The organism is Caballeronia sordidicola (assembly GCF_000729995.1).
GTDB classification, from domain to species: Bacteria; Pseudomonadota; Gammaproteobacteria; order Burkholderiales; family Burkholderiaceae; genus Caballeronia; species Caballeronia sordidicola_A.
Genome location: NZ_JNFG01000026.1, coordinates 34,084 through 57,806 on the forward strand (window position 1 = coordinate 34,084; position 23,723 = coordinate 57,806).

18 protein-coding genes are annotated in these 23,723 nt (G+C 60.0%); 2 read left to right on the top strand and 16 right to left on the bottom strand.

Annotation, left to right across the window (positions count from 1 at the left end; genetic code table 11):
* Positions 1–364: 364 nt before the first annotated feature.
* The 12 genes from FH08_RS0124025 to FH08_RS0124080 form a co-directional block, all read right to left on the bottom strand.
* A complete protein-coding gene (locus FH08_RS0124025; RefSeq protein WP_031360807.1) occupies positions 365–1,987 on the bottom strand; it encodes an ABC transporter ATP-binding protein in 1,623 nt (540 codons plus the stop codon).
* A complete protein-coding gene (locus FH08_RS0124030) occupies positions 1,984–3,135 on the bottom strand; it encodes an ABC transporter permease (RefSeq protein WP_031360808.1) in 1,152 nt (383 codons plus the stop codon). The genes FH08_RS0124025 and FH08_RS0124030 overlap by 4 nt, the downstream gene beginning before the upstream one ends.
* The gene (locus FH08_RS0124035; protein ID WP_031360809.1) at positions 3,089–4,135 is read right to left on the bottom strand and encodes a microcin C ABC transporter permease YejB; all 1,047 of its coding nucleotides are present in this window, start codon (positions 4,133–4,135) and stop codon (positions 3,089–3,091) included. The genes FH08_RS0124030 and FH08_RS0124035 overlap by 47 nt, the downstream gene beginning before the upstream one ends.
* A 7-nt stretch (positions 4,136–4,142) precedes the next feature.
* Entirely contained in the window at positions 4,143–5,975 is a 1,833-nt protein-coding gene (locus FH08_RS0124040) for an extracellular solute-binding protein (RefSeq protein ID WP_051888471.1), read from the bottom strand.
* Positions 5,976–6,097: 122 nt separating this feature from the next.
* Positions 6,098–7,738 carry a peptide ABC transporter substrate-binding protein gene (locus FH08_RS0124045; RefSeq protein WP_051888476.1) on the bottom strand — a complete coding sequence of 547 codons (1,641 nt, stop codon included), beginning with the start codon at positions 7,736–7,738 and terminating at the stop codon, positions 6,098–6,100.
* A 230-nt stretch (positions 7,739–7,968) separates the two neighbouring features.
* A complete protein-coding gene (locus FH08_RS0124050) occupies positions 7,969–10,710 on the bottom strand; it encodes a TonB-dependent receptor (RefSeq protein WP_031360812.1) in 2,742 nt (913 codons plus the stop codon).
* A 379-nt stretch (positions 10,711–11,089) separates the two neighbouring features.
* Positions 11,090–11,665: a helix-turn-helix domain-containing protein gene (locus FH08_RS0124055; RefSeq protein WP_031360813.1), complete on the bottom strand. Its 576-nt coding sequence runs from the start codon at positions 11,663–11,665 to the stop codon at positions 11,090–11,092.
* A 305-nt stretch (positions 11,666–11,970) separates the two neighbouring features.
* A complete protein-coding gene (locus tag FH08_RS0124060; RefSeq protein ID WP_235210482.1) occupies positions 11,971–13,140 on the bottom strand; it encodes a tetratricopeptide repeat protein in 1,170 nt (389 codons plus the stop codon).
* Between the two features lie 45 nt (positions 13,141–13,185).
* Positions 13,186–13,614 (bottom strand): ExbD/TolR family protein, encoded by a 429-nt coding sequence (locus FH08_RS0124065; RefSeq protein WP_031360815.1) that lies wholly within the window; start codon positions 13,612–13,614, stop codon positions 13,186–13,188.
* A 144-nt stretch (positions 13,615–13,758) separates the two neighbouring features.
* Positions 13,759–14,181, bottom strand: a complete 423-nt coding sequence (locus FH08_RS0124070; protein ID WP_031360816.1) for an ExbD/TolR family protein — start codon at positions 14,179–14,181, stop codon at positions 13,759–13,761.
* A gap of 12 nt (positions 14,182–14,193) precedes the next feature.
* The gene (locus tag FH08_RS0124075) at positions 14,194–15,099 is read right to left on the bottom strand and encodes a MotA/TolQ/ExbB proton channel family protein (protein WP_031360817.1); all 906 of its coding nucleotides are present in this window, start codon (positions 15,097–15,099) and stop codon (positions 14,194–14,196) included.
* Between the two features lie 77 nt (positions 15,100–15,176).
* Positions 15,177–15,887 carry an energy transducer TonB gene (locus FH08_RS0124080; protein ID WP_031360818.1) on the bottom strand — a complete coding sequence of 237 codons (711 nt, stop codon included), beginning with the start codon at positions 15,885–15,887 and terminating at the stop codon, positions 15,177–15,179.
* A 1,823-nt stretch (positions 15,888–17,710) separates the two neighbouring features.
* Between FH08_RS0124080 and FH08_RS0124090 the strand changes: the two genes are divergently transcribed.
* A complete protein-coding gene (locus FH08_RS0124090; protein WP_031360819.1) occupies positions 17,711–19,903 on the top strand; it encodes a hypothetical protein in 2,193 nt (730 codons plus the stop codon).
* Positions 19,904–19,965: 62 nt separating this feature from the next.
* On the opposite strand, the gene FH08_RS0124095 is transcribed toward FH08_RS0124090, so the two are convergent.
* The 4 genes from FH08_RS0124095 to FH08_RS0124110 form a co-directional block, all read right to left on the bottom strand.
* Positions 19,966–21,033, bottom strand: a complete 1,068-nt coding sequence (locus FH08_RS0124095) for a hypothetical protein (protein ID WP_031360820.1) — start codon at positions 21,031–21,033, stop codon at positions 19,966–19,968.
* 137 nt (positions 21,034–21,170) lie between these two features.
* Positions 21,171–21,485 carry a DUF4148 domain-containing protein gene (locus FH08_RS49595; protein ID WP_051888472.1) on the bottom strand — a complete coding sequence of 105 codons (315 nt, stop codon included), beginning with the start codon at positions 21,483–21,485 and terminating at the stop codon, positions 21,171–21,173.
* Positions 21,486–21,575: 90 nt separating this feature from the next.
* On the bottom strand, positions 21,576–21,872 hold the full coding sequence (locus FH08_RS0124105; protein ID WP_031360822.1) for a DUF4148 domain-containing protein: 297 nt from the start codon (positions 21,870–21,872) through the stop codon (positions 21,576–21,578).
* Positions 21,873–21,928: 56 nt separating this feature from the next.
* On the bottom strand, positions 21,929–22,612 hold the full coding sequence (locus FH08_RS0124110; RefSeq protein WP_031360823.1) for a DJ-1/PfpI family protein: 684 nt from the start codon (positions 22,610–22,612) through the stop codon (positions 21,929–21,931).
* 103 nt (positions 22,613–22,715) lie between these two features.
* On the opposite strand from FH08_RS0124110, the gene FH08_RS0124115 reads away from it, so the two are divergent.
* A complete protein-coding gene (locus tag FH08_RS0124115; protein ID WP_031360824.1) occupies positions 22,716–23,717 on the top strand; it encodes a GlxA family transcriptional regulator in 1,002 nt (333 codons plus the stop codon).
* Positions 23,718–23,723 lie beyond the last annotated feature (6 nt).

A 23,723-nucleotide genomic window follows, 5' to 3' on the forward strand; every position in this document is an offset into this window, starting at 1 on the left:
GTCCAAGGGCGGCCGCGCATTTCAGCTTTGCCGATGCGCATGAAATCAAGCGGAGCGATAAAAGACGGTCAAGCTTACTGTTAATTGCAAAACCACGGTAGCTCTTGCCGTTTTACAGAGGCTTAGCAAACTGCGTTGGATCTTCGCCTCATCCACCGCGACTGCCTTCTGCTGTTTGTCATTGCCGGTAATCCGAGCCCCAGTGGCGGGCAAGCCGGCGCCGTCGGATAACGAACCGGCTGCCAATTCGGATTCCAGGCAGGATTCGCTTGAGCCAGGTCCATTCGACGCGCTGCCCGTGGAACGTCTCCTCAACGGAAAGAGCGACGAGTCCGTGCCCTGAGCTAAGGGTTCAGGGACACACTCAAGCCGCCTTTGCCGCTGCGCCCGCTACGATCGAAGCTGCAAGCAACGCCTGCGTATAGGGATGCGCGGGCGCTTGCAAAACGGCCATCGTGTCGCCCATCTCCACTATGCGCCCTGCCTTCATGACCGCCACCCTATGCGCCATCGCGCGCATCACGGCAAGGTCATGCGTGATGAACAGATAGGTCAGGTGATATTTTTTCTGCAGCCGCGTGAGCAGGTTGAGCACCTGCTGCTGTATCGATACATCGAGCGCACTCGTAGGTTCATCGAGCACCAGCAGTTCCGGCTCGACCGCGAGCGCCCGGGCAATTGCTATACGCTGGCGCTGGCCACCGGAAAATTCGTGCGGATAACGCGGCAGGACATCGGCCGGCATGCCCACTTCGTCGAGCAGCGCCACCACGCGCTGTCGACGCGCCGCCGCGTCCACTTCCGGCCGATGCAAGGCAATCCCTTCGCCCACAATTTGCTCGATCGTCATGCGCGGCGACAACGATCCGTAGGGATCCTGAAATACCACTTGCAGCCGCGACGACACCATCCGCCGCGAATTCGCGCTCTTGAGCGCGGACAAGGATAATCCGTCGATCTGAATCAATCCTTCCGTCGGCCGCTGCAGGCCCAGGATAGCGGCGGCAAGCGTAGACTTTCCTGATCCGGATTCGCCCACTATGCCGAGCGTTTCGCCGCGTCTCAACGTAATGCCTATATCCTCCAAAGCGCGAAACGAAGACTTCGAAAACGGGGATCGCCAGCCTTTCACTGAAGTCCGGTAGTCCACCGACAACCCCTGCACTTCGAGCAAGCTCCCCGCGTTCGACGCGATCGGATCGATCGAGCGTTCGGGCTCGCTGTTGAGCAGGCGGCGCGTGTAAGGGTGTTGCGGATTCGCGAACAGTTCCGCGGTCGAATTGGTTTCCACCAGCACGCCCTTCTCCATCACCGCCACGCGCTGCGCAAAGCGCTTGACCAGGTTCAGGTCGTGCGTGATCAGCAGCACCGCCATGCCGCGCTCGGCCGCCTCCTGTTCCTGCAAGCCGATCAGCAGTTCCACTATTTGCTGGCGCACGGTCACATCGAGGGCCGTGGTCGGTTCATCGGCGAGCAGCAGGCGTGGCCGGCACGCGAGCGCCATCGCGATCATCGCGCGTTGCCGCTGACCACCCGATAGTTGATGCGGGAAGCTGTCAATGCGCCGTTCCGGTTCGGGGATACCGGTACGCCGCAATAACTCAATACCGCGCTGGCGTGCCGCGTTCGGTCGCAACCCTTCGTGCAGGCGCAGGCTTTCCGCGATCTGCTTGCCGATGGTGAACAACGGGTTGAGCGCGGTCATCGGTTCCTGGAAGACCATGGCGACGTCGCGGCCGCGGATGCCGCGCATCTGTTGCTCGGTCTTTTGCAGGAGATCTTCGCCGTCCAGCAGGATGCGCCCCGTCTGACGAGCGTTGTCCGCAAGGCCCAAAATCGAAAGCGCCGTGACGCTCTTGCCCGATCCCGATTCGCCCACCAGCGCCACGCGTTCGCCACGCCCGATAGAAAGATTCAGGTCGCGTACGACGGTCTTGTCGCCGAAACCAATCGATAAACCGTCGAGTTGCAACAGAGGGGTTGTCACTTCTGTGCCCCTCCGAATGCAGAGCCGCGCGTGCGGGTATCGAGCGCGTTGCGTAACGCGTCGCCCATGAAGGTCAGCAGCAGCAAGGTGACGACAAGGCCACCGAACGCCGCGCCGGAGATCCACCAGGCGTCGAGATTGTTTTTGCCTTCTGCAAGCAGTTCGCCAAGGCTCGGAGTGGGTGCGGGCACGCCCAGTCCCAGGAAGTCTAGGCTGGTCAGCGAGAGGATCGCCGCGCTCATCCGAAACGGCAGGAAGGTGATGACCGGCGTAAGGCTGTTGGGCAACACGTGACGCCACATGATCTGCCAGTTCGACAAGCCCATCGTGCGAGCCGCGCGAACGTAGTCGAGCGAACGGTTGCGCAGGAATTCGGCGCGCACGTAGTCCGAGAGCGTGAGCCATCCGAACGCCGAGAGCAGGATGAAGAGCAGCCACAAGGTCGGCTCGAAGATCGACGCAAAGATGATCAGCAGGTATAGATCCGGCATCGAACTCCAGATCTCGATCAGGCGCTGGCCGATCAAGTCGGTGCGTCCGCCGTAAAACCCCTGCACTGCGCCCGTCAGGACGCCCAGCAAGACGCCCGAGACCGTGAGGGCGAGCGCCATGAGCACAGAGAGCCGGAAACCGTACAGCAGCCGCGAGAGGACGTCGCGGCCGAACTGGTCCGTGCCGATCCAGTTGGCGGCCGAGGGCGGCGCGGGATTGGGCGTGTTCGCGAAATAGTCGACGGTGTCGTAGTGAAAATGATTCGGCGGATAGATCGCGAAGTTACCCTTCGATTCGAGCCGGTCGTGAATATACGGGTCGAGATAGTTCGTGCGCGCCGGGAAATCGCCGCCGAATACTTTCTCCGAATAGTCCTTCAGGATCGGGAAATAATAGTGCCCTTCGTAGCGGACCAGCAACGGCTTGTCATTTGCCAACACCTCGCCGAGCAGGCTGATGACAAACAAGCCGACGAACACAATCGTGCTCCAGTAGCCTAGCCGCTGCGCCTTGAAACGCAGCCATATGCGCCGGCCGGGCGAGTCGGACGGCGGAGGCGTTGCGATAGTGGATTCGCCCGAGAGCGGGTTCGCGGAGACGTTCACGCGCTCACCGGTCCAGCCGGTCGAACTGGATACGGGGGTCGACGAGGACATAACAGACGTCCGCAATAAGCTTGGTCACAAGACCAATCAGGGTGAAAAGATAAAGCGAACCGAGCACGACGGGGTAGTCGCGCCGGATCACCGAGTCGTAGGAAAGCTGGCCCATGCCATCGAGTGAAAACAATGTCTCGATCAACAGGTTGCCATTGAGGAACGCACCCACAAACGCCGCGGGCAATCCGGTCAAGAGCGGAATCATCGCGTTGCGCAGCACGTGTTTCCACAAGACGTCACGTTGCGGCGCGCCCTTCGCGCGAGCGGTCAGCACGTATTGCCGGCTGATCTCTTCCAGGAACGTGTTCTTCGTGAGGATCGTGATAATCGCGAAGTTGCCGACCACCGCGGCGGTCACCGGCAACGCGATGTGCCACAGGTAATCGAGTATCTTTCCCGTCATGCTGAGCTGGTCGAAGTCGTCGGAGGTAAGACCGCGCATGGGGAACACTTGCCACAGCGTGCCGCCGCCAAACAACATCAGCAGCAGCACGCCAAGCACGAAACCGGGGATGGCGTAACCGGTCAGCACGAGTACGCTTGTGGCGGTATCGAAGCGGGAGCCGTTTCGCACGGCCTTCGAAATTCCCAGCGGCACTGCGATGAGGTAGGTCAGCAGTACCGTCCAGAGTCCCAGCGTGATGGACACCGGCAGCTTCGAACGGATCACCGCCCAGACACTTTGATGCTGGTAATACGACTGGCCGAGATTGAAGCTCGCGTAATTCTTGAGCATGGTCGCGTAACGTACGAGCGGCGGTTTATCAAAGCCGAACTGCTTCTTGAGTTGCTCGACCTGCTGCGGGTCCACTCCCTGGCTGCCGTGATACCCGCCGGCCCCGCCCGCCTCTGCCCTGCCTCCGCCATGGCGCATCTGGGTCAGGATCTGTTCGACCGGTCCGCCCGGTACGAACTGCGTCACGACGAACGTCAATGTGACCACGCCGATCAGCGTGGGGATCATCAGCAACAAGCGTCTGAGGATATAAGCGGCCATGGCAATCTCAGTGTGTTGATGCAACGGCGGCGGGCGGCGCCTTCACAAACCAGTAGTCGATCAACCAGTCCTCCGCAAGGTAAGAAAGCGGCGAGACCTGAGGAAAACCCATTCGCGCCCGATACCCCACGCGCGTATTCGGCGCATAGTACTCCGGCACAATGTAGTACCCGTTGATCAGGATGCGATCGAGCGCGCGGGTAGCGGTCTGCAGATCGCTCAGCGTTTGGGCTTTCAACGCAGCGTCGATCATTGCATCGGCGGCTTTCGAACGGACTCCCGGATAATTCTCCGAGCCTGTTTGCGAGGCCGCAGCGCTGCCAAAGCGGCGCGTCAGTTCACCACCCGGAATGGTGACCGGTGCGTAGATAAACGTGGTCATGTCGAAATCGAACGCGTCCATGCGCTTCTCATATAAGGCGCTGTCGAGTTCCCGCAGGTGCGCCTGCACACCGAGCGTCTGCAACTGCTGGATGTAGGGCAGGACGACCCCATCCATGCCGGGTTGGTCGTCCATGATCTCGATGGTCATCGGTATGCCACTGGCGTTGCGCAATGCACCGTCCCGATACTGCCAGCCCGCGTCGTTGAGCAGCGCCTGGGCTTCACGCAAATTGCCACGCAACGAATGCGGCGGCACAGTATCCGGCTGCTTCAGCATCGGGCCGAACACGGCGGCGGGAAGCATCGTCCGATATGGCTCGAGCAGCGTCAACTCCTTCGCATCCGGCACGCCCTGCGCGCCAAACGGAGAGTCCTGGAAGTAACTTCCCGTGCGGCGATATTGACCGTAGAAAGCCAGCCGGTTCAACCAGTCGTAGTCGAAAGCGAGCGTCAACGCCCGGCGCACGCGAGCGTCCGCGAACAGCGGCCTGCGCGTATTGAAGAAGATGCCCTGCATCTGCGCCGGGCCATCGGGGAACGCGCCTTTCTTAAGCGACCCGTTGCTGAAGTTCTTGCCTATGTACTTGCGCGACCAGGTCGAGGACGAATACTCCACACGCATGTCCGTGTGGCCCGCCTTGAAATCTTCCAGCGACGTGTAGTGATCTGTAAAGAGCCGGAACGTGACGCGCTGGAAGCGGTACATGCCGCGTCGCGACGGCAGATTGGCAGCCCAGTAATCCGGGTTGCGCCTGTAGGTGATCTGCTTGTCGTTCTTGCGCTGCTCGATCAGATAAGGACCGCTTGCCACCGGCGGCACATCCGATATCTGGTCGAACGGCGGCCGCGTGCCGTCCGCTTTCATGCCCCACTTCGGCGAGAAGACCGGCAAGTCTCCTGCGATCAGCGGTGCATCGCGGCGCGCTTCCCGGAAGTCGAAGCGCACTGTCAGGCGATCGACCACGCTCGCGCTGCTGATGTTGGCGAACTGCGAGTTGTAGATCGGCGAGGCCTGATGGCTGGACAACATGTCGTACGAATACTTCACATCGGCGGCGGTGATCGGGTCGCCATTGGAAAAACGCGCTCGGGGATTGATATGGAATGTGGCCGACTTGCCGTCCGGAGCAACCTCCACGTCGTCCGCAATTAATGGATACTCCGACGCCAGTTCGTCCCAGCTTCGCTGCATCAACGTGTCGAACATCAGGTTCTTCAGGTCGGGCGCCGGTGCGCCACGGACTAGGAACGGATTCATCGAATCGTAGCTTTGCAGTTCGTCGTAGTTCTGGAAATTCATGTCGCCGTTAGTAGGCGCGTCCGGGTCTGCATAGTCGAAGTGCGTGAAGTTCGCCGGATATTTCGGCTCGTCGTATTGCGCGATCGACGGCCTGGCGAACGCGTGCGATGCAACAAGCAGTGCCGCACACCCTAAGTTGATAAAGACTCTATTCATCGTCACTTGCGGCCGTCGTCTCGAACCAGAACTGTACTTCGCCAATATGGGGTTGCAGGTTTTACGAGCAGTTATATCCCTTGCCGGCGGCGATAAGCACCCCCAGGACCCACGCGCAGCGCTCAATGCTTGATGATGTACATGTCTTCGCTGCGGTAATGGTCCATCGGGTTTTTCGTGGAATAACCGCCCACATAACTCTTCACCAGCCGCACCAGCGTGTATTGCAGCAGCGGCAGCATCGGATAATCTTCCATTGCCACCTTTCCGGCTTCGGTCTGCAACGTCTGGCGCGTGGCCGGGTCCGTGGAGTTGGACGCCTGGCGCATCAGCGCATCGGCTTTGGGATTGCACGCCTGGTTGTCGTTCTGCTCGGAACCGCATTGAACCAGCGTGAGGAAGGTACTTGCGTCGTTGTAGTCCGCCACCCAGCCGTTGCGTGCGATCTGGTAGTCCCCGTCGTGCCGCTTCTTGAGCAGCACCTTGAATTCCATCGCCTGGATTTCAGTATCCAGGCCCAGCTTGGTCTTCCATTCGGAAGCCGCGAAGATCGCCATCTTCTTGTGATACTCACTGGTGTTGGTGGCGAACTGCAGCTTGGTGCCGGGTTTCACGCCCGCCTCGGCCAGCAGCTTTTTCGCTTCTTCAACACGCTTCGCCATCGGCCATGACGCCCAGTCGTACGCGCTGACGTCGGCACCCTTCACGCCCTTCACGATCACCCCATACGCCGGGATCTGTCCGTCGGCAGTCACACGCTGCGCCAGGATGTCCCGGTCGATGACCATGGATAGCGCTTTACGCACCCGCACGTCCTTCAGGAGCGGGTCTTTGTTGTTGAACGAGTAATAACGCAAGCCGAGCATGGGTGCCGCGCGCATCTCGTTCGGGTACTCCTGTTTGTAGCGGGCATAGGTGCCCGACGGAAGCTGGTTGACCCAGTCGTCACCGCCGGACTTGTACAGGTCGACGTCGGTGTTTTCGTCTTCCACCGGCAGGTACGTAACCTGGTTCAGTTGCACGTTAGCGGCATTCCAGTATTGCGGGTTTTTCGCCAGCACGAGGCGATTGTTCACTTGCCAGTCCTTTAGCATGAACGCGCCGTTACTGACCAGCTTGCCGGGTTTGGTCCAGTCCTTTCCGTATTTTTCGACGGCCGCCTTGTTCACCGGCCCGAGGTTCGTATTCGACATCAGGTCGGGCAGGAACGGCACCGGATAGGGAGTCTTGATTTCGACCGTGTACGGGTCGGTTGCGCTTACGCCAAGCGACGTCACCGGTTTCTTGCCTGCAACAATGTCTGTTCCGTTAAGCAGGAACATGCCGTAAGTGGTTGCGTACGGCGAGGCCGTCTTTGGATCGACGAGACGCTGGCATCCGTACACAAAATCAGCCGCGACCACGGGCTCCCCGTTGGACCACTTCGCATTCCTTCGCAGATGAAACACCCACGTGGTGGGGTCCTTCATTTCCCACTTTTCCGCGACGCCGGGGACGGTCTCGCCGTCAGCGCGCGTGGCAGTCAGCCCTTCGAAGAGATCGCGCGCGACGGTATTGGCCGGCACCGATTCTGCTACGTTTGGATCGAGTGTCTCGACTTCAGTGCCGTTGTTGCGCACCAGTTCCTGCTTCGCGGCGAGTTGCACGCCGGGAGGAACGATTGCCGCCTGCACGGTGCCCGCGAGCATGACGCCACCTAGAACAAGTGCCGCCGACGCGCGGGTAAGTCGGATCGAAGGAAAGGGACGTGGTGCGAAGAACATCTGGAAACTCCTGGTATTCGTGACTTCCGCGTTCGGCATGGGTGACGACGATGAACGCGTCATGCGTTGAAGCGTCGACAGATCGATGATTGGATCGAAAGGTCCAAGATCGATCGCGATGAAACCACGCCGATAAACAATCAGCGCGACAAACAAAAATGAGGCCGCTCCAGCGCCGTATAACACGCGCCGGAGCGGCCGCTCCATCAGACCGACAGACTACAGCCGCGTCAGAACTTGTACGTTGCGCCGACCTGCGCGAAACGGCCAATGTTCGTGTAGATCGACTGGTCGTAACCATTCTGATCCAGCGTGCCGTTTGCAAAGATCGGATCGTACGGCGGCGCACGGTTGAAGATGTTGTCGATGCCGCCGAAGATCGTCCAGTGCTTGAAGCCCGTGTACGTCATCATCAGGTTGAACTGGCTGTACGAGCCCACGTGCGACGGTCCGGCAGCGACCAGGTTCTGCGCATACGGGCCTGTGAACTGCCAGGTCAACGCTGCGTCAAACTTGTTGTACGCCCAGTCCAGCGTGGTGTTGCCTTTCCAGCGCGGGAAGCTGCCGCCGAACGGCTGTGTGAGGGTGTAATCGTTACCCGCACCATTCACTGGCGACGCACCCGGAGAGCCGAGCTTGAAGCTGTTCACATAAGCCCAGTCAGCAGACAGCGTGAACGTCCCCGTCTTCGTCGGCAGCGACTGGCGGAACGTGCCTTCGAAACCGTTCGTATCGAGATAACCGAGGTTCATGTACGGGATGACCTTGTACAGGAGATTCCCATTCGCGTCGGTTACGGTCTGGGAAGGCGAGCCTTGGCCAATCACGTTGTCGACACGAATCTTGTACCAATCCAGGCCGATATCGGTCGTACGGGTGGGCGACAGCTGGAAGCCGATGCTCAGGTTCTTCGTACGTTCGGCTTTCAGGTCCGGATTGCCTTCCGTGATCGACGTGTAGTTCTGGCCCGTGGCCTGGTCTACCTGAATACCCATCGTTTGCGAGTTGCTGTTCTCGACGAACGTCGGCGCACGGAAGCCACGGTTGTACGAGGTGTACATCGTGAGCGCCTGAACCGGCTGATAGCGCAACGCAAAGCGCGGCGAGAACGCACCGCCTACATCGCTGTAGTGGTCGTAACGGCCCGACTGGCTGAACGTCAACGCGCGCACAATCGGAATGTCCACCTGGTAATACACGGCAGCCACGTTGCGCTGGCCGTTCACCGTCTGGAGATTCGGGCTGATGACCTGACCTTGTTCGAACGCCGCGCCCGGATTCATCACTTCGCTCTGGTGCGTGAACTGTGCACCGAAGCCGAGGCCCACATCGCCCGCCGGCAGACTAAAGAGGTGCGGCGTGGACAGCGTCGCGTCAACGGTATCGAGCTTCGAGATCGCCAGGTTATTCGCATCCTGGTACAGCCCGTTGAGGCCGTTCGGCGTAGCCGCGGGATTCGAGAAATCGAACGTCCCGTTCTGGTAAATATTGGTCAGTGCCGCGGTGTTGAGCTGGTTCGTATAGGTGTTCGAAACCGTGCTCTGCGAGTGACTGACCGACGTCGCCCAATCCCACTCGCCGTTCGGCAGGTTGAACGAACCCTTGATGCCCGTCGACGCGCGCCAGTAGGTGGCATATGTGTCTTCCGCTACTGCGCCCGGGAATGCATACGTGAGCGGCGTGGCTACCCCGAACGGGTTGTACTGATTGCTCGCCGGCACAGTGAAGTTGAACGGCGAAAGCAGCTTGGTCGCCGGATTCCACACGAGTGCGGGGACCTGCGGATTGCCGATAACGTTGTTCCACAGACCGTCATTCGTCGTGGTCTTGTTGCTGCTGATCAGGAAGTCCCCGAACGCCGTCGTCTCATCGTTGATCTTGAAATCAGCGTGAAGCTTCGCGTTCAAACGCTCGGTCATCGGCGCGATAGACGTGCTTTCCGCGGAGTTGTAGCCGCAGATCGTGCCCGGCAACCCCGCTGTCAGCGAGTTGGAGGCTGCGGGATGCACCGAACCACCGTTCGCGCAGCCGCTCAATGCCTGCGCGCTGCCGTCGGGCATATTCCAGTAAGACGGCGCGAGCAACGAATGGCCGCCCGGCTGATTGGTGAAATCCTGAGCGCTCGTCGCGTCGCGGTCGGCGAGCGTGAAGCCATTCGACTTGTAGTAGCTTGCGGCTGCCGTCACGTTGAAGCGATCGGCGTTGAGATCGCCAAAGCCGGCGAGCACGCCGAATTTGGTCGTGCCCGCACCGCCGCCCTGGCTGATGGCGCTGCCGTAGCTGCCGTCGAGTTGCAGCCCCTGGAAGTCGTGCTTCGTGATGATGTTGACCACGCCCGCAATGGCGTCCGAGCCGTATTGCGACACGGCACCGGTCTTCACGATTTCGATGCGGTCGATGGAGTTCAGCGGCAGCGTGTTCAAGTCGAAGAAGGAGTCGACGCTGTTCGAGAAGAACGCAAACGGCGCAACGCGTTGCCCATCCACCAACACGAGTGTGTACTTTTCGCTGAGGCCGCGCAGGGCGATACCCGCAGCGCCCGCGGCGAAGTTGCCCGACTGACCTTCACCCCAGCTATTGGCCGAGTTGGCCGAGGTCGTGCGCAGATAGTCGGCGACAGTCGTGGCGCCGCTCTCCGTAATGTCTTTCTGCGTAATCGTCTGAACCGCATTGAAGCCGACTTTGTCGGCGCTGCGGATCAGCGACCCGGTCACTTCGAATTTCTTGATTTGCTGGACGCCCTTTTCAGCAGTCGGTGTCGCGGTGTTGTTGTCCGCGGCCGCTGCTGCAGCGGTGCCCGATGCCGGCGCCGCCGCTGCTGCCGGCGTGCTTTCCGTGGTCGTTGCGCCTGCCGCGGTTGCGGTGGTGGCCGGCTGGGTCTGCGCAAAGGCCGGTACGGCGATTGCGGCTGACAACGCTAGTTCAGCCCAGACTATTCTTTTGACGGCCAGCGCCAATGCCCTTTGTTTCATTTTTCCCCTTCCCGCTCGTAAGTAAAGCCACAGCTGTGTGTGAAGAGAGGCCTTGTGGACCTCTCCACTCGATATACGGCGTTCTTGCGCCGCGCTCCGTTAAAGCTGACCCGCGCTCCTGCTGCCTGGCAAACGGGTCAATAGCGCACCAGATTGCAAATCCAGACGGGAAGACGGGACACTTCAGATACTTCAATATCGGACTACTTATTTGTTACAAACGAACTGCGCAGCGCTTTCTAATTTTTTTTAACTTCAACTACTTTTCTTGATGGACCAGACAACGCCTCTCCATCCGATCAACCTTTCACTTATCCATAAGCAATACTTACGAATGTATATCGATTGCTTTTAACAAAAGCACCGATCAAAACAGCACCTAGAACAATTTTGGTGTTCCCACCCATACAAGCACCGCTTCTTCGCGAGCGGTATTGCACCAGGCGTGAGGCACGGTTGACTCAAAATGCGCGGTGTCACCTGCCTGCAATACGAACGTTGTACCTTCCAACGTAAGCGTTATCTGACCGCTCATCACGTACAAGAACTCTTCCTCTGCATGCGTCGTGACTTCCGATGGGTTCTGTCCCACCGGCATTCTCACGAGAATCGCTTCCAGCCGGCCGCCGACCGCCAGGTTCGTCAGCCGTCCAAAAAGGTTTTCGGTGCCGTCAAACCCGAAGTACTTCAGGTCACTTCCTCTATGCACTGACTTGCCTTCGGTCGGCGTGTCAACGAAGTACTGCACCGTGACGCCCAGCGCTCGCGCAATGCCCACCAGCGAGGTAATAGAAGGCGTTGCATGACCTCGTTCCACCTGCGATAAAAAGGGCTTGGAAATCCCCGCAGTTGTTGCCACCTCATCCAGCGTGCGCTGGAGTCGCTGGCGAAGCGCGCGGATTTTGCTGCCTATGGAAACTGCGACCTGTGCCTTGTTATCGAGTGGCAAAACCATAGCAAGACAGAATCCTGGTCAAAAATTAGTTTGTATACCAAACTATGTTTTATTGAATGCAACATCCTCCCTGAGACACGCACCATATGCCCGGTTAGTTGCCGCGATGCGTAGTTCAGACAGTGCGATCGTCGGGACACTTTCGCAGCGGTCTAAAACCGGGCGGTGGTTGCATACGCAACCAACCCCGTAGTCGGTCGTTGACCTGCATTTCATACGGCGAGCATGTCCTGCCCGCTTCAATGCACGGATAGCGCGGTGGCACTTCGCAGGTTGGGACATGTTGGGCCGGAACACCGTTACCGTTATTTCGACGCCACCAGCACCCACAATCGGGCGAGGTCGGCTGAACCGTCGGAGCCCTTCACCGCACGGAAGGTTTGCACTGCGCGAGCTTTGTCACCTGCTATGTAGTAGGCGACGCCGAGATGCAGCTCCGCCTGGTCAGGGTGGTCGAGCCCGCCTTTCGCGATCGCCGCTTCCATTGCTGCAAGACCCTGCTTGGTCTGGCCCGCGAAGACCTCGTTGAAATCGACGTCGACCGGCGCTACAGGGTTCGCCGCATCAGCCGGTGCCTGCACCCGCTTCGCGGCGAGTGCCTGCAACCGCTTCTCGCGATCCGCCTGTGCGTCGTGGCCCAGAACACCCGATGCGAACCCCTGGTCGATCACCTGCTTGCCCTCGGCCGTGGTTCCCGCCACGATCGCGAGCTGCGTCATCTCCATGTAATCGTCGACGCTCGTGAGCGAGCCGGTCGCCCGGCGCAACCGATACGTGTCAACATCGAGCGCCGACGAATAGCCCGGTTTCGTGCGGATCGATTGAAACAGATCGTCCCAGTAAGACTGCTTCGGGTGATAGGCGACCAGCTTTTCGAGCGCGCCGCGGTACGTCGCGTCATCCTTTACGCGCTGCGCACAGGTGCCAAGCAATTGCAGTTGCGACTCGTCAGGCGCGTGGCCGGCACGCGCTTGCGCGTCGATCCCTGGCTTGAGCAAGCTCACCACATTGCCGCAGTCGTTCGAAAGGTAGTAAGACTGAACGAGCAGCGTGCGCATATCGGGATCGCTGCCGCCGGACTTCTGATAGCGCTGCGCGACCTTGATAGCCTGCGGGTAGTTCTTCTCCTGGAAGTAGATGCCTGCAAGCGCCGCCGTCGTGCGTTGTTCGTCGGCGCCAGCGAGCCTCCCTGAGCCCAGCAACGTTTCATAGGCTTGAGCCGCCACAGCGTTGTTGCCTGCCGCCGCAGCAGCAGCGCCGCGCATCTCTTCGACCATGGTGCTTTCATACGGCGTCTTGCCCGGGACGGCCGCCGCCTGATCGATCTTCGTCAATGCATCGTTGTACTTGTGCGCGCGATACAGATCCTGCGCGGCGTTCAGCGGCTTCGCCACATCCGGGCGCAAAGTGTCCGCGGCATGAGACGTGACCGGTAGCACGACGAGCGCGGACAGTCCGCAGGTAGCGGCCGCCATGGCGGTACGTTTGAACCATTGATGGATCGTTAGCATTGCACTTCCCTATTGCATGTACTGCTCATTGCCGATCAGGCCGATTTTCGTCGCGCCCAGTCGTTGCGCTGACGCCATCACCGCAGCGACATCCTTGTACGGCACCAGCTTGTTAGGCCGCAGATGGATTTCCGCCTGCACCGGTTCGGCGGCCACCTGTGCAAGCCTCGAGTCGAGCGCCGCACGGTCCGGTACCGGCTGGCCGTTCCAGGTCGTGGTGCCGTCGAAGTCGATATCGATCTGCACCACTTCCGGCTGCGTGATCGGCGGCGGCGGGTTGCCGACCGGCAAGTTCATCTTGATGGCGTGCGTCTGGATCGGAATCGTGATGATCAGCATGATCAGCAACACCAGCATCACGTCGATCAGCGGCGTGGTGTTGATATCGACCATCACATCCGGTTCTCCGCTGCCGCCCGAAGATACGTTCATTCCCATAATCGTCTCCTGTCACGCTTGAGCTGTCGGCCAGAGTTGGCGCTTTAGCGCTTACTCCGGCCCCATGCACAGCACTTAGTCCAAGCCCATGCAAAGCTGTCGATCGGACTGGGTGCAAAGCACCTGCTCCGATCGCATGCACACCTAGCCGCCGCGTGCAGGCGGCTCGGTAATAAACGAAACCTTCGCGATACCGGCGCGCTCGCACTCGGTAATGACCCGGCCGATGAATTCATAACGCGCGCTCTGGTCACCACGAACGTGCACTTCCGGTTGCGGTGTCATGACCGACACGGTTTTCAGGCGTGCCAGCAGTGTCGGGCCGTCCACCAGCTTCTCGTTCCAGAAGAAATCGCCGTCGCGGTTGACCGCAATGACAATACTTTTTGGTGTGGTCTGCAGCGGCTGGATCGTCTCCTTCGGCAGTTGCACCGGCACCGTATGCGTCACCACCGGAATCGTGATCAGAAAGATGATCAGCAGGACCAGCATCACATCGACGAGCGGTGTGGTGTTGATACTGGAGATGACCTCGTCGTCATCATCTTGCCCAACGCTCATAGCCATGACGAACTCCGCTTATTGGGCCATCGCTGCTTCGCGGGCCGTAGCGCGCGCCGAGCGGCGGCTGCCGGCGAGAAGGACAGTGTGCAGTTGTGCGCCGAACGCACGAACACGCTCCATCACCGATTTGTTGCGGCGAACCAGGAAGTTGTAGCCGAGTACTGCCGGCACAGCCACGGCGAGACCGATCGCGGTCATGATCAGCGCTTCACCCACCGGGCCCGCGACCTTGTCGATCGAAGCCTGGCCAGCAATACCAATGGCCGTCAGCGCGTGATAAATCCCCCACACGGTACCGAACAGGCCGACAAACGGCGCTGTCGAGCCGACTGTGCCGAGGAAAGCCAGACCATCCTGCAAACGATTCGATACGTTCGTGATGGCACGATCAACCGAGGTGTCGATCCACGTGTTGCGGTCGACGGCTTCAAGCAGCGCCTCGTCGTGATGTTCGCCCGCCTCGATGGCTGTTTCGGCAATGAATCGGAACGGCGAAGCTTCGTCGAGCATCTTGGCGCCTTCGACTAGCGACGGCGCGGTCCACAGCTGCTCGTCCGCGCTCTTGGCACGACGATTGGCGCGGAACTGCTCGAAGAACTTGGTGATCATGATGTACCAGCTGCCCATCGACATCAGCACCAGCAGAATCAGCACGAAGCGTGCAACAAAGTCGCCGTTCTTCCAGAGCGCGCCGAGACCGTACGGGTTGTTGACGGTTTCGGACGTAGCCGCGGCCGGCGGCGGTACCGCTTCGTCTGTGGCCGATCCGGCCGTTTGCGGCGCGGCGGTGGTGGCGGCCGCGGCCGACGCGGTCGCGTCGCTAGCTTGCGCGTGAGCCATGTGCGGTGCCACAAAGGTATCCACCGTGGTTACGGCGAACAACAGGGTTGCCGCCAATGCGGCGAGAGTACGCTTTTTCATGCCTGCTCCATGTTCATTAGTACAACTTCTAAACGAAGACCGATAAATCGCTACCCGTACCGGACTGCCCGTGGGTTTCAGTTCAAGTTAAACGAGAACGGAACTTGCACACGGACGGCCTGGCCTTGGGAAACGCACGTGAACTGCTTGACCGCGTTGAAAGCCGCGCGATCGAGTGAAGAATCTTCCGAGGACTTGGCAACGCGTTCGTTCGTAATATGGCCCTGCGGGTCGACCACAAAGTCAATCAGTACATCGCCCGTCACGTTGTTCTCCTGCGCTTCCTTCGGATAGTGAATCGACGAACGAATCTGATCCGAGTTCGGGCACACCACGCCGACTTCGGTGCTCACAGGCTTGGTCGGCGCGGGAGGCGCCGGCGGTGCGGGCGGCGCCACGGCAGGTGCCGATACGACAGGCGCGGCCTGGTGCGTGATCGTCGGCTGGGGCGGCGTCTGTACCTGCACTTCCGGCGGCGGCACGAACGGCGGCGGTGGCGGCGCGAACTTCGGCGGCGGCAATTGCACGGTGGGCAATGGCGGCGGCGGAGGCGGCTTCACCGGCTCGATGATCTTGGTCTCGATAGGATGCTGGATGACTTGTACGACCTTGGTGGCAAGGCCGTTGATGAGTGCGTAGATCAGCACGATGTGCAGGAGCAGAACAACTGCGATTCCGCCGAAGCGCCGCACAGGGTTTTGCTGCTTGCGCCCAAACTCACGTGGGCGTCCTGGCCTTTGCAAACGGGCCGTTGCTGCCGGAAATTGCCCTTCGACTTTCGTACCCACCTTTACTCCTCCGGCGTGAACCGTCCATTTCTATAACTGCCGCGCGCTGAATTCAGCAACCAGCGAGCAACCAACGTTCACTTCCGCCAACTGCTTCCTTCACTCCGACCCTTGATTTGCACTCCGAATTTATGTTGCAGCGCGCAAGCCTGACGCGATGACACGGATACGGCCATGCAATACCTCGGTGGGATTTCGCAACCGCCGAACGATTGTCTAAGCAGATTTACGACAAAGTAAATTCGAATCGATCATTTCAGTCTGTCATTAACGCGTGAAGACGATTTGAACGAAGCGCCCGATGACTCTTGAACTGTTTGCGCGATTGTCACCGGCGTTTCATGGGATGCGACGATAACAGGACAAAAAATGCACGGTCAAACTTTATTTGATGACAGCATACCGATTTTAGAGAAAAGGCTCTAACCGATGCTGTTTTTGCACCGCTTTAAAAGAATAAGCGGATGTTCGAACAGATATGCGCGCGCCTCTCGCAACTCGATAATTGGGATGCCGCGGCTGCGACGGTCTTTCCATGGCACGCCATGATCTATCGGCACATGGCTGGAAGTAGAAAGCGCAAAGGTATGCTGGGCGGTCGTTTGAAGCGGTTGCGCGGGGCCTCGAACGAGGCTCGGACTGTACACTTGACGTGATGATCGAGGGCCGACGGGAGTGAACATCCAAAGCTGAAAAAATAAGAGAAGGAAGACCAGCGTTTGAAAAAATTTTTAGCGCTATTTACGACACTCTGAATACAAATTTTTATAAATTACAAAAAATATTCTAAATAATTACATATAGCCGACGACAATGATAATGACCGACTTCGGTTTTCAGGGCGCTCGGTAATTAATACTCACACAAACAAGGCGGTAATCGTATAAGGTTATGTTATTGGGTATTCTAAATCCTAACTATAATATTGAGTTACTGAGTATTCAAAATCCTTATTCTGTTGAACATTTAAATTCGAAGGCCTGCTGGACGGAGAAATTCCGTTATAGGGAGAATATCTCTCGGAGCTACCGATTGTCTGTTGGCCGGTCTGTTGGGTCGCCTGTTACGACCTTAAATTTGCGGCCACGGGGACCGGATGTCCTGATGGCGCCCATTTCAACAGATGTCCACCGAACGCAATATCGCGGCGGTCTACTATCCAACTCTGACATATCTATCATCTTTAAATGAAGTCCGACTAGCAATTCGTTAAGATTGCTAATCGATTCAGGTGGGAGCTTGCCTGCACCACCGCCGGTCGAAAACTCGCAGTCAGAGACGCTGCTCAACCAGACTGCATCCGATCCGCTCGATCCGTCTCAGCCCGGCGTGCTGCGGTACATCAGCCATGTTGATCAACGACAATCCGAACCCGCAACCCGAACGCACGAAGAACTACAACATTGCTTCGGACCTGTCGTCACCGGATCCGACAAGTGGCACAGGACTCATCCCCGGTACCGGCTGAACACAAACAACCCAGCCACTATCATGCGCAACCCGGACGAGACGTTTCGCCTATGTGAACTTGGCCACGCTGGCGACTGGCGGCTTTCAAGTCACTTACCGGGAGGCGGTGAATTTCAGACTGCGACCTGTTTTCTTCGCTGTTTTCCGCCACACCCAAGCCAGATTCAGACAAGCTGCAACGAGCGTAGCCCGATGCAGCTTGATGCGGGCGTGGAGAAGTGCCACCGATATGCATCAATGCGGTCTACAAAACATACGGGGTTACTAACTTCTGAATTAATCGCACTATTCTTATACGAACGATCCGGCTCGCATCAGGAGCCGGCGTCGACACTTGCCCCGAGGGGTTCGCCATGAACCTGTTATCTTTTCGCACGCCTGCCTTTTACGCGGTTTGTCATCGCTGCGGCAACGCCTTGACACACGGCGAAGAAGAATGCCCGCATTGCGGCACAGATCGGTCCCGCGCATTGTCCGCACCGAACTCCGTCGACTTCAATAACGGCGCCGCCATGTTGATGCCCGGGCGCATGTTCGTGCCGTATCCGAGCGTGCCCGAGGAAGTCGACGCGGCAATGCATATTGCGCGGGCGCGCGCCCGCGTCGTCCGGCGCGTGGCATTCGGCGTGGCAGGCGGCTCACTGCTCGCCGTCGCGCTCGCACTGACTTACGCGCCCGGCCTGAGATCGCCCGTGGTCCAACGGCTTGCTGCGCTGCCGGAGCCTGCGAGAACACCGGCGTTCATTCCCGTGGCAACCAGCAATGCACCGAAAGCCGCAGCACCGGCCAGCACAACGACGATCGTAGCGGCAGCGAAACCGGCGAAGCCCGCCTCGGTGCGCGCTCCTACGCCCCCCGCGGTGATCGTTGCGACGCCTCCTGCAGTGATCCCTGCGACGCATCCTGCAGTGACGCTTGCGACGCCCCCTGCAGTGACCCTTGCAACGCACCCTGCAGTGATCCCTGCAACGCCTCCTGCAGTGACCCTTGCAACGCACCCTGCAGTGATCCCTGCAACGCCTCCTGCAGTGATCCTTGCAACGCACCCTGCAGTGATCGTTGCAACGCCTCCTGCGCCGATCGTTGTGACGCCCCCCGCACTTGCGCAAAACCCGACGCAAATTGCGCCACAAGCACGATCGCAAGCACCATCACCAGCGGCAACGCTCGCCCCGGCGACGAATCCGACGACTGAGATGATCGCGTCGATCATGAGCAAGTTGACAACCGCAGCCGTGGCCTTGCGGGCGGAGATATCAACGCTCACGATGAGCCCGGCGGCCGGTCCCGTCGCCACGGCGACATCGATCGCACCACCCCCTGCAACCGCGCAGACAGCGACCGCAGCCACGACGACGGCGAACGAGACCAACGCGCCGAGTCCTCTAGCCGCACGCGCACCAAAGAACGTGAGTACCGGATCGGTAGTCACGCTCGCACAGAGTCCTGTGGCCGCACCCGCACCGCATAAAACACCGCCCCCAGCGCCCGTCACGCTTGCGCAAAATGCGGCTACACCACCACCGTCAACGAACGCGACAACGGCGCCGCCCCCAGCACCCGTCACGCTTGCGCAAAATACGGCTACAACGCCACCGTCAACGAACGCGACAACCGCGCCGATCGCGCCGAGCCCCGCGCCCGTATTCAATACTCCGCCTGCAATCGCTGCCTTACCGCCCGCACCCAGCCCTAGCGCCGTCGCCGATGTCCCCATCGCCAGCCATGCGCCGCAGCCGTCTGTGTCAGTTGAAAAGGAACTGCCAAAACTGTCCTTGCCGCCGGTCGCGCCGGTCATCGCCACTGAGCGTCCGCCGTTGGGCAGCTCGGGAGAGAGCCTCTACTTCGCCCGCCTCGCACTGGTCACCAACGACCTGAGCGCGGCTCGAAAGAACCTGGCCAACGTGCCCGCAGATCAGGTCAATAGCCCTGATGTCCAGCGGGTCCGCGACGACTTCGCCCAACGCGAAGCCGCACGCGATACCGCCATGCAACACGCTCGCACATGCGACCGCTCGGCTTCATGGCGATGCGCACGGCGTTATGCAAAAGACGCGCTCGCTATCGACTCGAGCTACACCGACTCGCGCGTGTTCCTGAGGCATGTGGCTATCAAGATTGCCGAAGCGAAGAAAGCGGCGGAAATCGCGGAGATCCAGAACGCCGCCATTGCTGAACGCGGGCCGCTCCACCCTGCGCCAATCCGCGAGGCCATCGTGATCCCGCGCGCGGCTTCAGTCGCGAGCACGCCTGCAGTCCCGCGCACGGCGCCAATGGCAAGCACGGGTAGCGTTCCGACCACGACGCCTACCACGACGCTTAGCGCGCCGCCGCACTTGTTCGCAAACCCGATCGCACGTGCACCACGCGAAATCCACGTAACACACGAGGCCCATGAGACCCACGAGACCGGTGTTGCACCGGAGATGGGTGAGCCGGTCGTGGCCTTCCAGCCCGTGCGAAATGCAGACACGGCCTGGTTTGGATCCAAAGCGCCGGACGACAACCCACCCATTCGCCCTGCAGGTCGCGGCGAAGCACATTGAAGTGTATCGAGGCTTGAATCGAGACGTACTGCGAATCAAGCCTCGCCGCCCATCACACGCGCCTACCCCGCTGGAATCGTCACGATCGGCGTCTTCGCGTCCTGATTGGTCTCCGCCAGCGCCATCAACATCTGCACGACCGTGAACGCGTACTTCGAGTCGAAATCACCCCGGTCGATCCAGTAGTGCGACGGCCCATAGCGGATGTCGATGTACGCGTCTTCCGGCGCCTTCTTGCCAACGTTGACAACGATCGTAGGGCGCGTCTCAACCCCGATCAAGCCGATCGTCGTCTTGGTCGACCCGCTAGCCACCAGTTCGTCAGGCACCGTGATCTGCGCGCCAAGGTCCGTCAAAATCCCGAGCACCGAACGCGTGACCATTGGAATCCGTTCGCCACGCTGGGCCGACTGGCCGTACACGACCTCGTAGGTCTTGGTCTTCGGCGAAAGCTTCAGCAGCCTGCGCACCAGCGCCAGATCGGCTGACGTCTGCCCGCTCTCGCCGCTCGTGGTCGCGCCAAGCGTGAAGTAGACACCGCCGCCTTTATCTTCATCGTGCGACTCAACGTTGAGCTGGCCGGCTAGTTGAAGCCGCCGCAACGCCTGGATCAGTTCGAAGAATCCAACACTGCCGTTCGCGTTCGGGCCACCTAGTGCGTTTGCGTTCTGCAGGCCGCCTATCGACTGGACCGTGATGCGCAACAGCAGGTCGATAGGAATCGCGCTTTCGGCCAGCGGCAGCACGAGCGCCGGCGCAAGCGGGCGAATGTAAGCCGCGGCGAACGCCGGGCCCGTGGTCGGCGTGAACGTGAACGTGGGATGGTTGGAGTACGAAACGCTGGCGTTGGCGGCGGCGAAATTCTGCGTGGCGTCACCCGCGCTGAGTGTGGACCCGGCGGTGGCATCGAAGGTATAGGCGGCAATGATCTGGCTGACACTCAAAAAGGCCGGCGAGTCCGCGAAGCGGATGCCTACTATAGCCGCGAGTATCTCGCGCTTCTTGGCTTCGCCCAGTGCTCTCGCATAATCGACCTGATCGGCCTTGAGACGGTTTGCACCGAGAGAGGTGCAGCCGCTCGCGGCAACACAAACACACAATACAGCGCACAGCAGGGCTTTTCTTCTCATTCACGCGTCGACCGTAGGTTAATGCAGGCAGCAGGCTGCTGCCCAACCAGAGGCGGCCGTCGCAACTTCCATTCCCCTACGAAGCGTAAGCTCGGAAGGCAAGCGTCAATGGGCTTGAATCGATCAGCGATCGGTGATCAGTTGTTTGGACTGGCGGGCGTCTTAGCGTTTGTGCCTGAGGTGGCGCCGGTTGCTCCCTTTGCACCCGACCCGTAGGTGGCTTTCTCGGCTTTCTGGATGTCGTTCGGATAGTTCGACTCGGTCGCAGTCGGCCGATAACCGTGGTTCTCCAGATTTTTCAGATCGGCCTTTTCCGACGCTCGAGTGGTCGGTCCGCTGGCTGGTTGCGCGGTGGAGCCTGTCGCGGCGGACTGTGCATGCACTGCGCTCGTAAAAGCTAAAGAAATTGTCGCGGATGCAACAATCACTCGCGCAAGATGAAATTTCGACATGGTGGTCTCCCGGGTTGTCGTTGCCTACTCAGCATCGGGCATACCCGGGACAACGAAATGAAAATGCACTCCCCGGTACTCCCCGCGAACTCACTGCCCGTTCGCCTTGTCCTGCGCTCGGCGCAAGTTATCCGGGTAGTCGCTACGATCATCGGCCGGGTTATAGCCGTTCTTCTCCAACTTGCTCAGTTCCGCCGAATTCTTCGCACGCGCCGCTTTTCTATCGGCTTTGCGTTGCGCTTTCTGCGCCTGCTTGAGTGTTGGCGACGTTGGTGATGGCACGGCCGGCGTTAGATCGGAGCTCTGGGCAAAAGCGTCAGGCGCCCCGCCCAGCACTATGCCAATCGAGGCAAGAACCGTGATCGAAGCAATCCGCACGCGTGGCATGACATCCGCCTCTGGTAAAACGCACGCCCGAGCGCATCGGCACCGCGCCGGGTCTGCTAACTATGCAATCGCGCCGCGGCGCGTTCAACGATTGCAGCGCGCACAGCACGCCCCGCTTCGCCGCGACTCCACAACAGATCCACCAGCGCCTTCGGCGCGGTGTCAGGTGTTCCTGAATTGAAGGGCGGTGCGGGCGCATATTCCAGTTGAAGCTGAATTGCCTGCGCCTCGGTCTCGCCGATCAAGCCGATGAGAAGCGTCAACGCAAAATCGATGCCCGCCGTCACGCCACCGCCCGTCATCAGATTGCCGTCCTGAACAACGCGCTCTTTCACGGGAATAGCCCCGAAGCTTTCCAGGAAATGATGAGCCGCCCAGTGCGTGGTCGCGCGCCGTCCGCGCAGCAAACCGGCCGCTCCGAGGACCAGCGCCCCCGTGCACACCGACGTGACGAAGCGCGCCTGCGCAGCCTGACGCCGGATGAAATCGAGCGCGATGTCGTCCTCCATCAACTCGCCGACACCCACGCCGCCCGGCACGCATATGACATCGAGCGCAGGACAGTCGGCGTAAGTAATCGTGGGCGACAGCACGAGACCACTGCTCGCATTGACGGGGTCCAACGTTTCTCCAACCAGGTGGATGGTCGCGCCAGGGACCGACGCGAAGACGTCATGCGGCCCAGTCAGGTCGAGTTGCTGGACGCGTGGGAAAACGAGGAAACCGATATGCAGCGTCATGGCGATGAACCTTTAAAAGGAAGTAGACGCACTTAGAATACCTCGCTACGATTTGGCGAAATCGTCAATTAACCCTCGTTTCACGCCAACCCGGTTTTAAGCCATGAGCCAAGCTGCGCGCCGTATCGACATCCTGGCTTTTGCGGACGTCCAGTTGCTGGATGTCGCCGGCCCGCTCCAGGCCTTCGCCTCCGCCAACGAACTCTCGCTCGCGCGCGGAGCCGCAGTACCTTACATGGCGCGTGTTGTCGCTGCAGTCGCGGGGGAGATTCAAAGCACCGCGGGTCTCGGCCTGCTCGCCCAGCCCTTGCCCACCGCTCAGCAAACGACAGACACGCTGATCGTCGCGGGCGGGCGCGGCGTGCATGCGGCATCGAAAGATCCCGCGCAGGTGGCCTGGGTCAGGGAGCGCGCGGCGCAGTGCCGGCGAGTTGCATCGGTATGCACGGGCGCGTTTTTGCTGGCCGCTACCGGCTTGCTCGACGAGCGCCGTGCGGTCACGCACTGGGCGCATTGCGAACATCTCGGGCAGCGATATCCCGCTGTCCGCGTGGACCCCTCGCCCATTTTCATTCGTGACGGCGCGCTCTGGACATCGGCGGGCGTGACAGCAGGAATCGATCTCGCGCTTGCATTGATCGAGGATGATCTCGGGAGCGCGCTCGCGCTCGATGTAGCGCGCGAACTAGTGGTGTTCCTCAAGCGACCGGGTGGCCAGGCGCAGTTCAGCACGACGTTGTCGCTGCAAAAAACCGGCGACCGTTTCAGCGACCTGCATGCGTGGATAGCCGAAAACATGGCAGCCGACCTGTCAATCGCAACGCTCGCCGAACGCACGGGCATGAGCGAGCGCAGCTTCGTGCGCCACTATCGGGCGCAAACGGGAATCACGCCCGCACGCGCCATCGATCAATTACGCCTGGAAGCTGCACGTCGCCTGCTTGGCGATACCTCGTTTCCCGTCAAGCGCGTGGCCGCGCGCTGCGGGTTTGGATCGGAGGAAACCATGCGGCGCAGCTTCCTGCGTTCAATGGGTGTCACACCGCAGGCTTACCGTGAACGTTTCTCGGCAGGCGAGACCGTAGACACAAGCACGCAGGACTAACGTTTC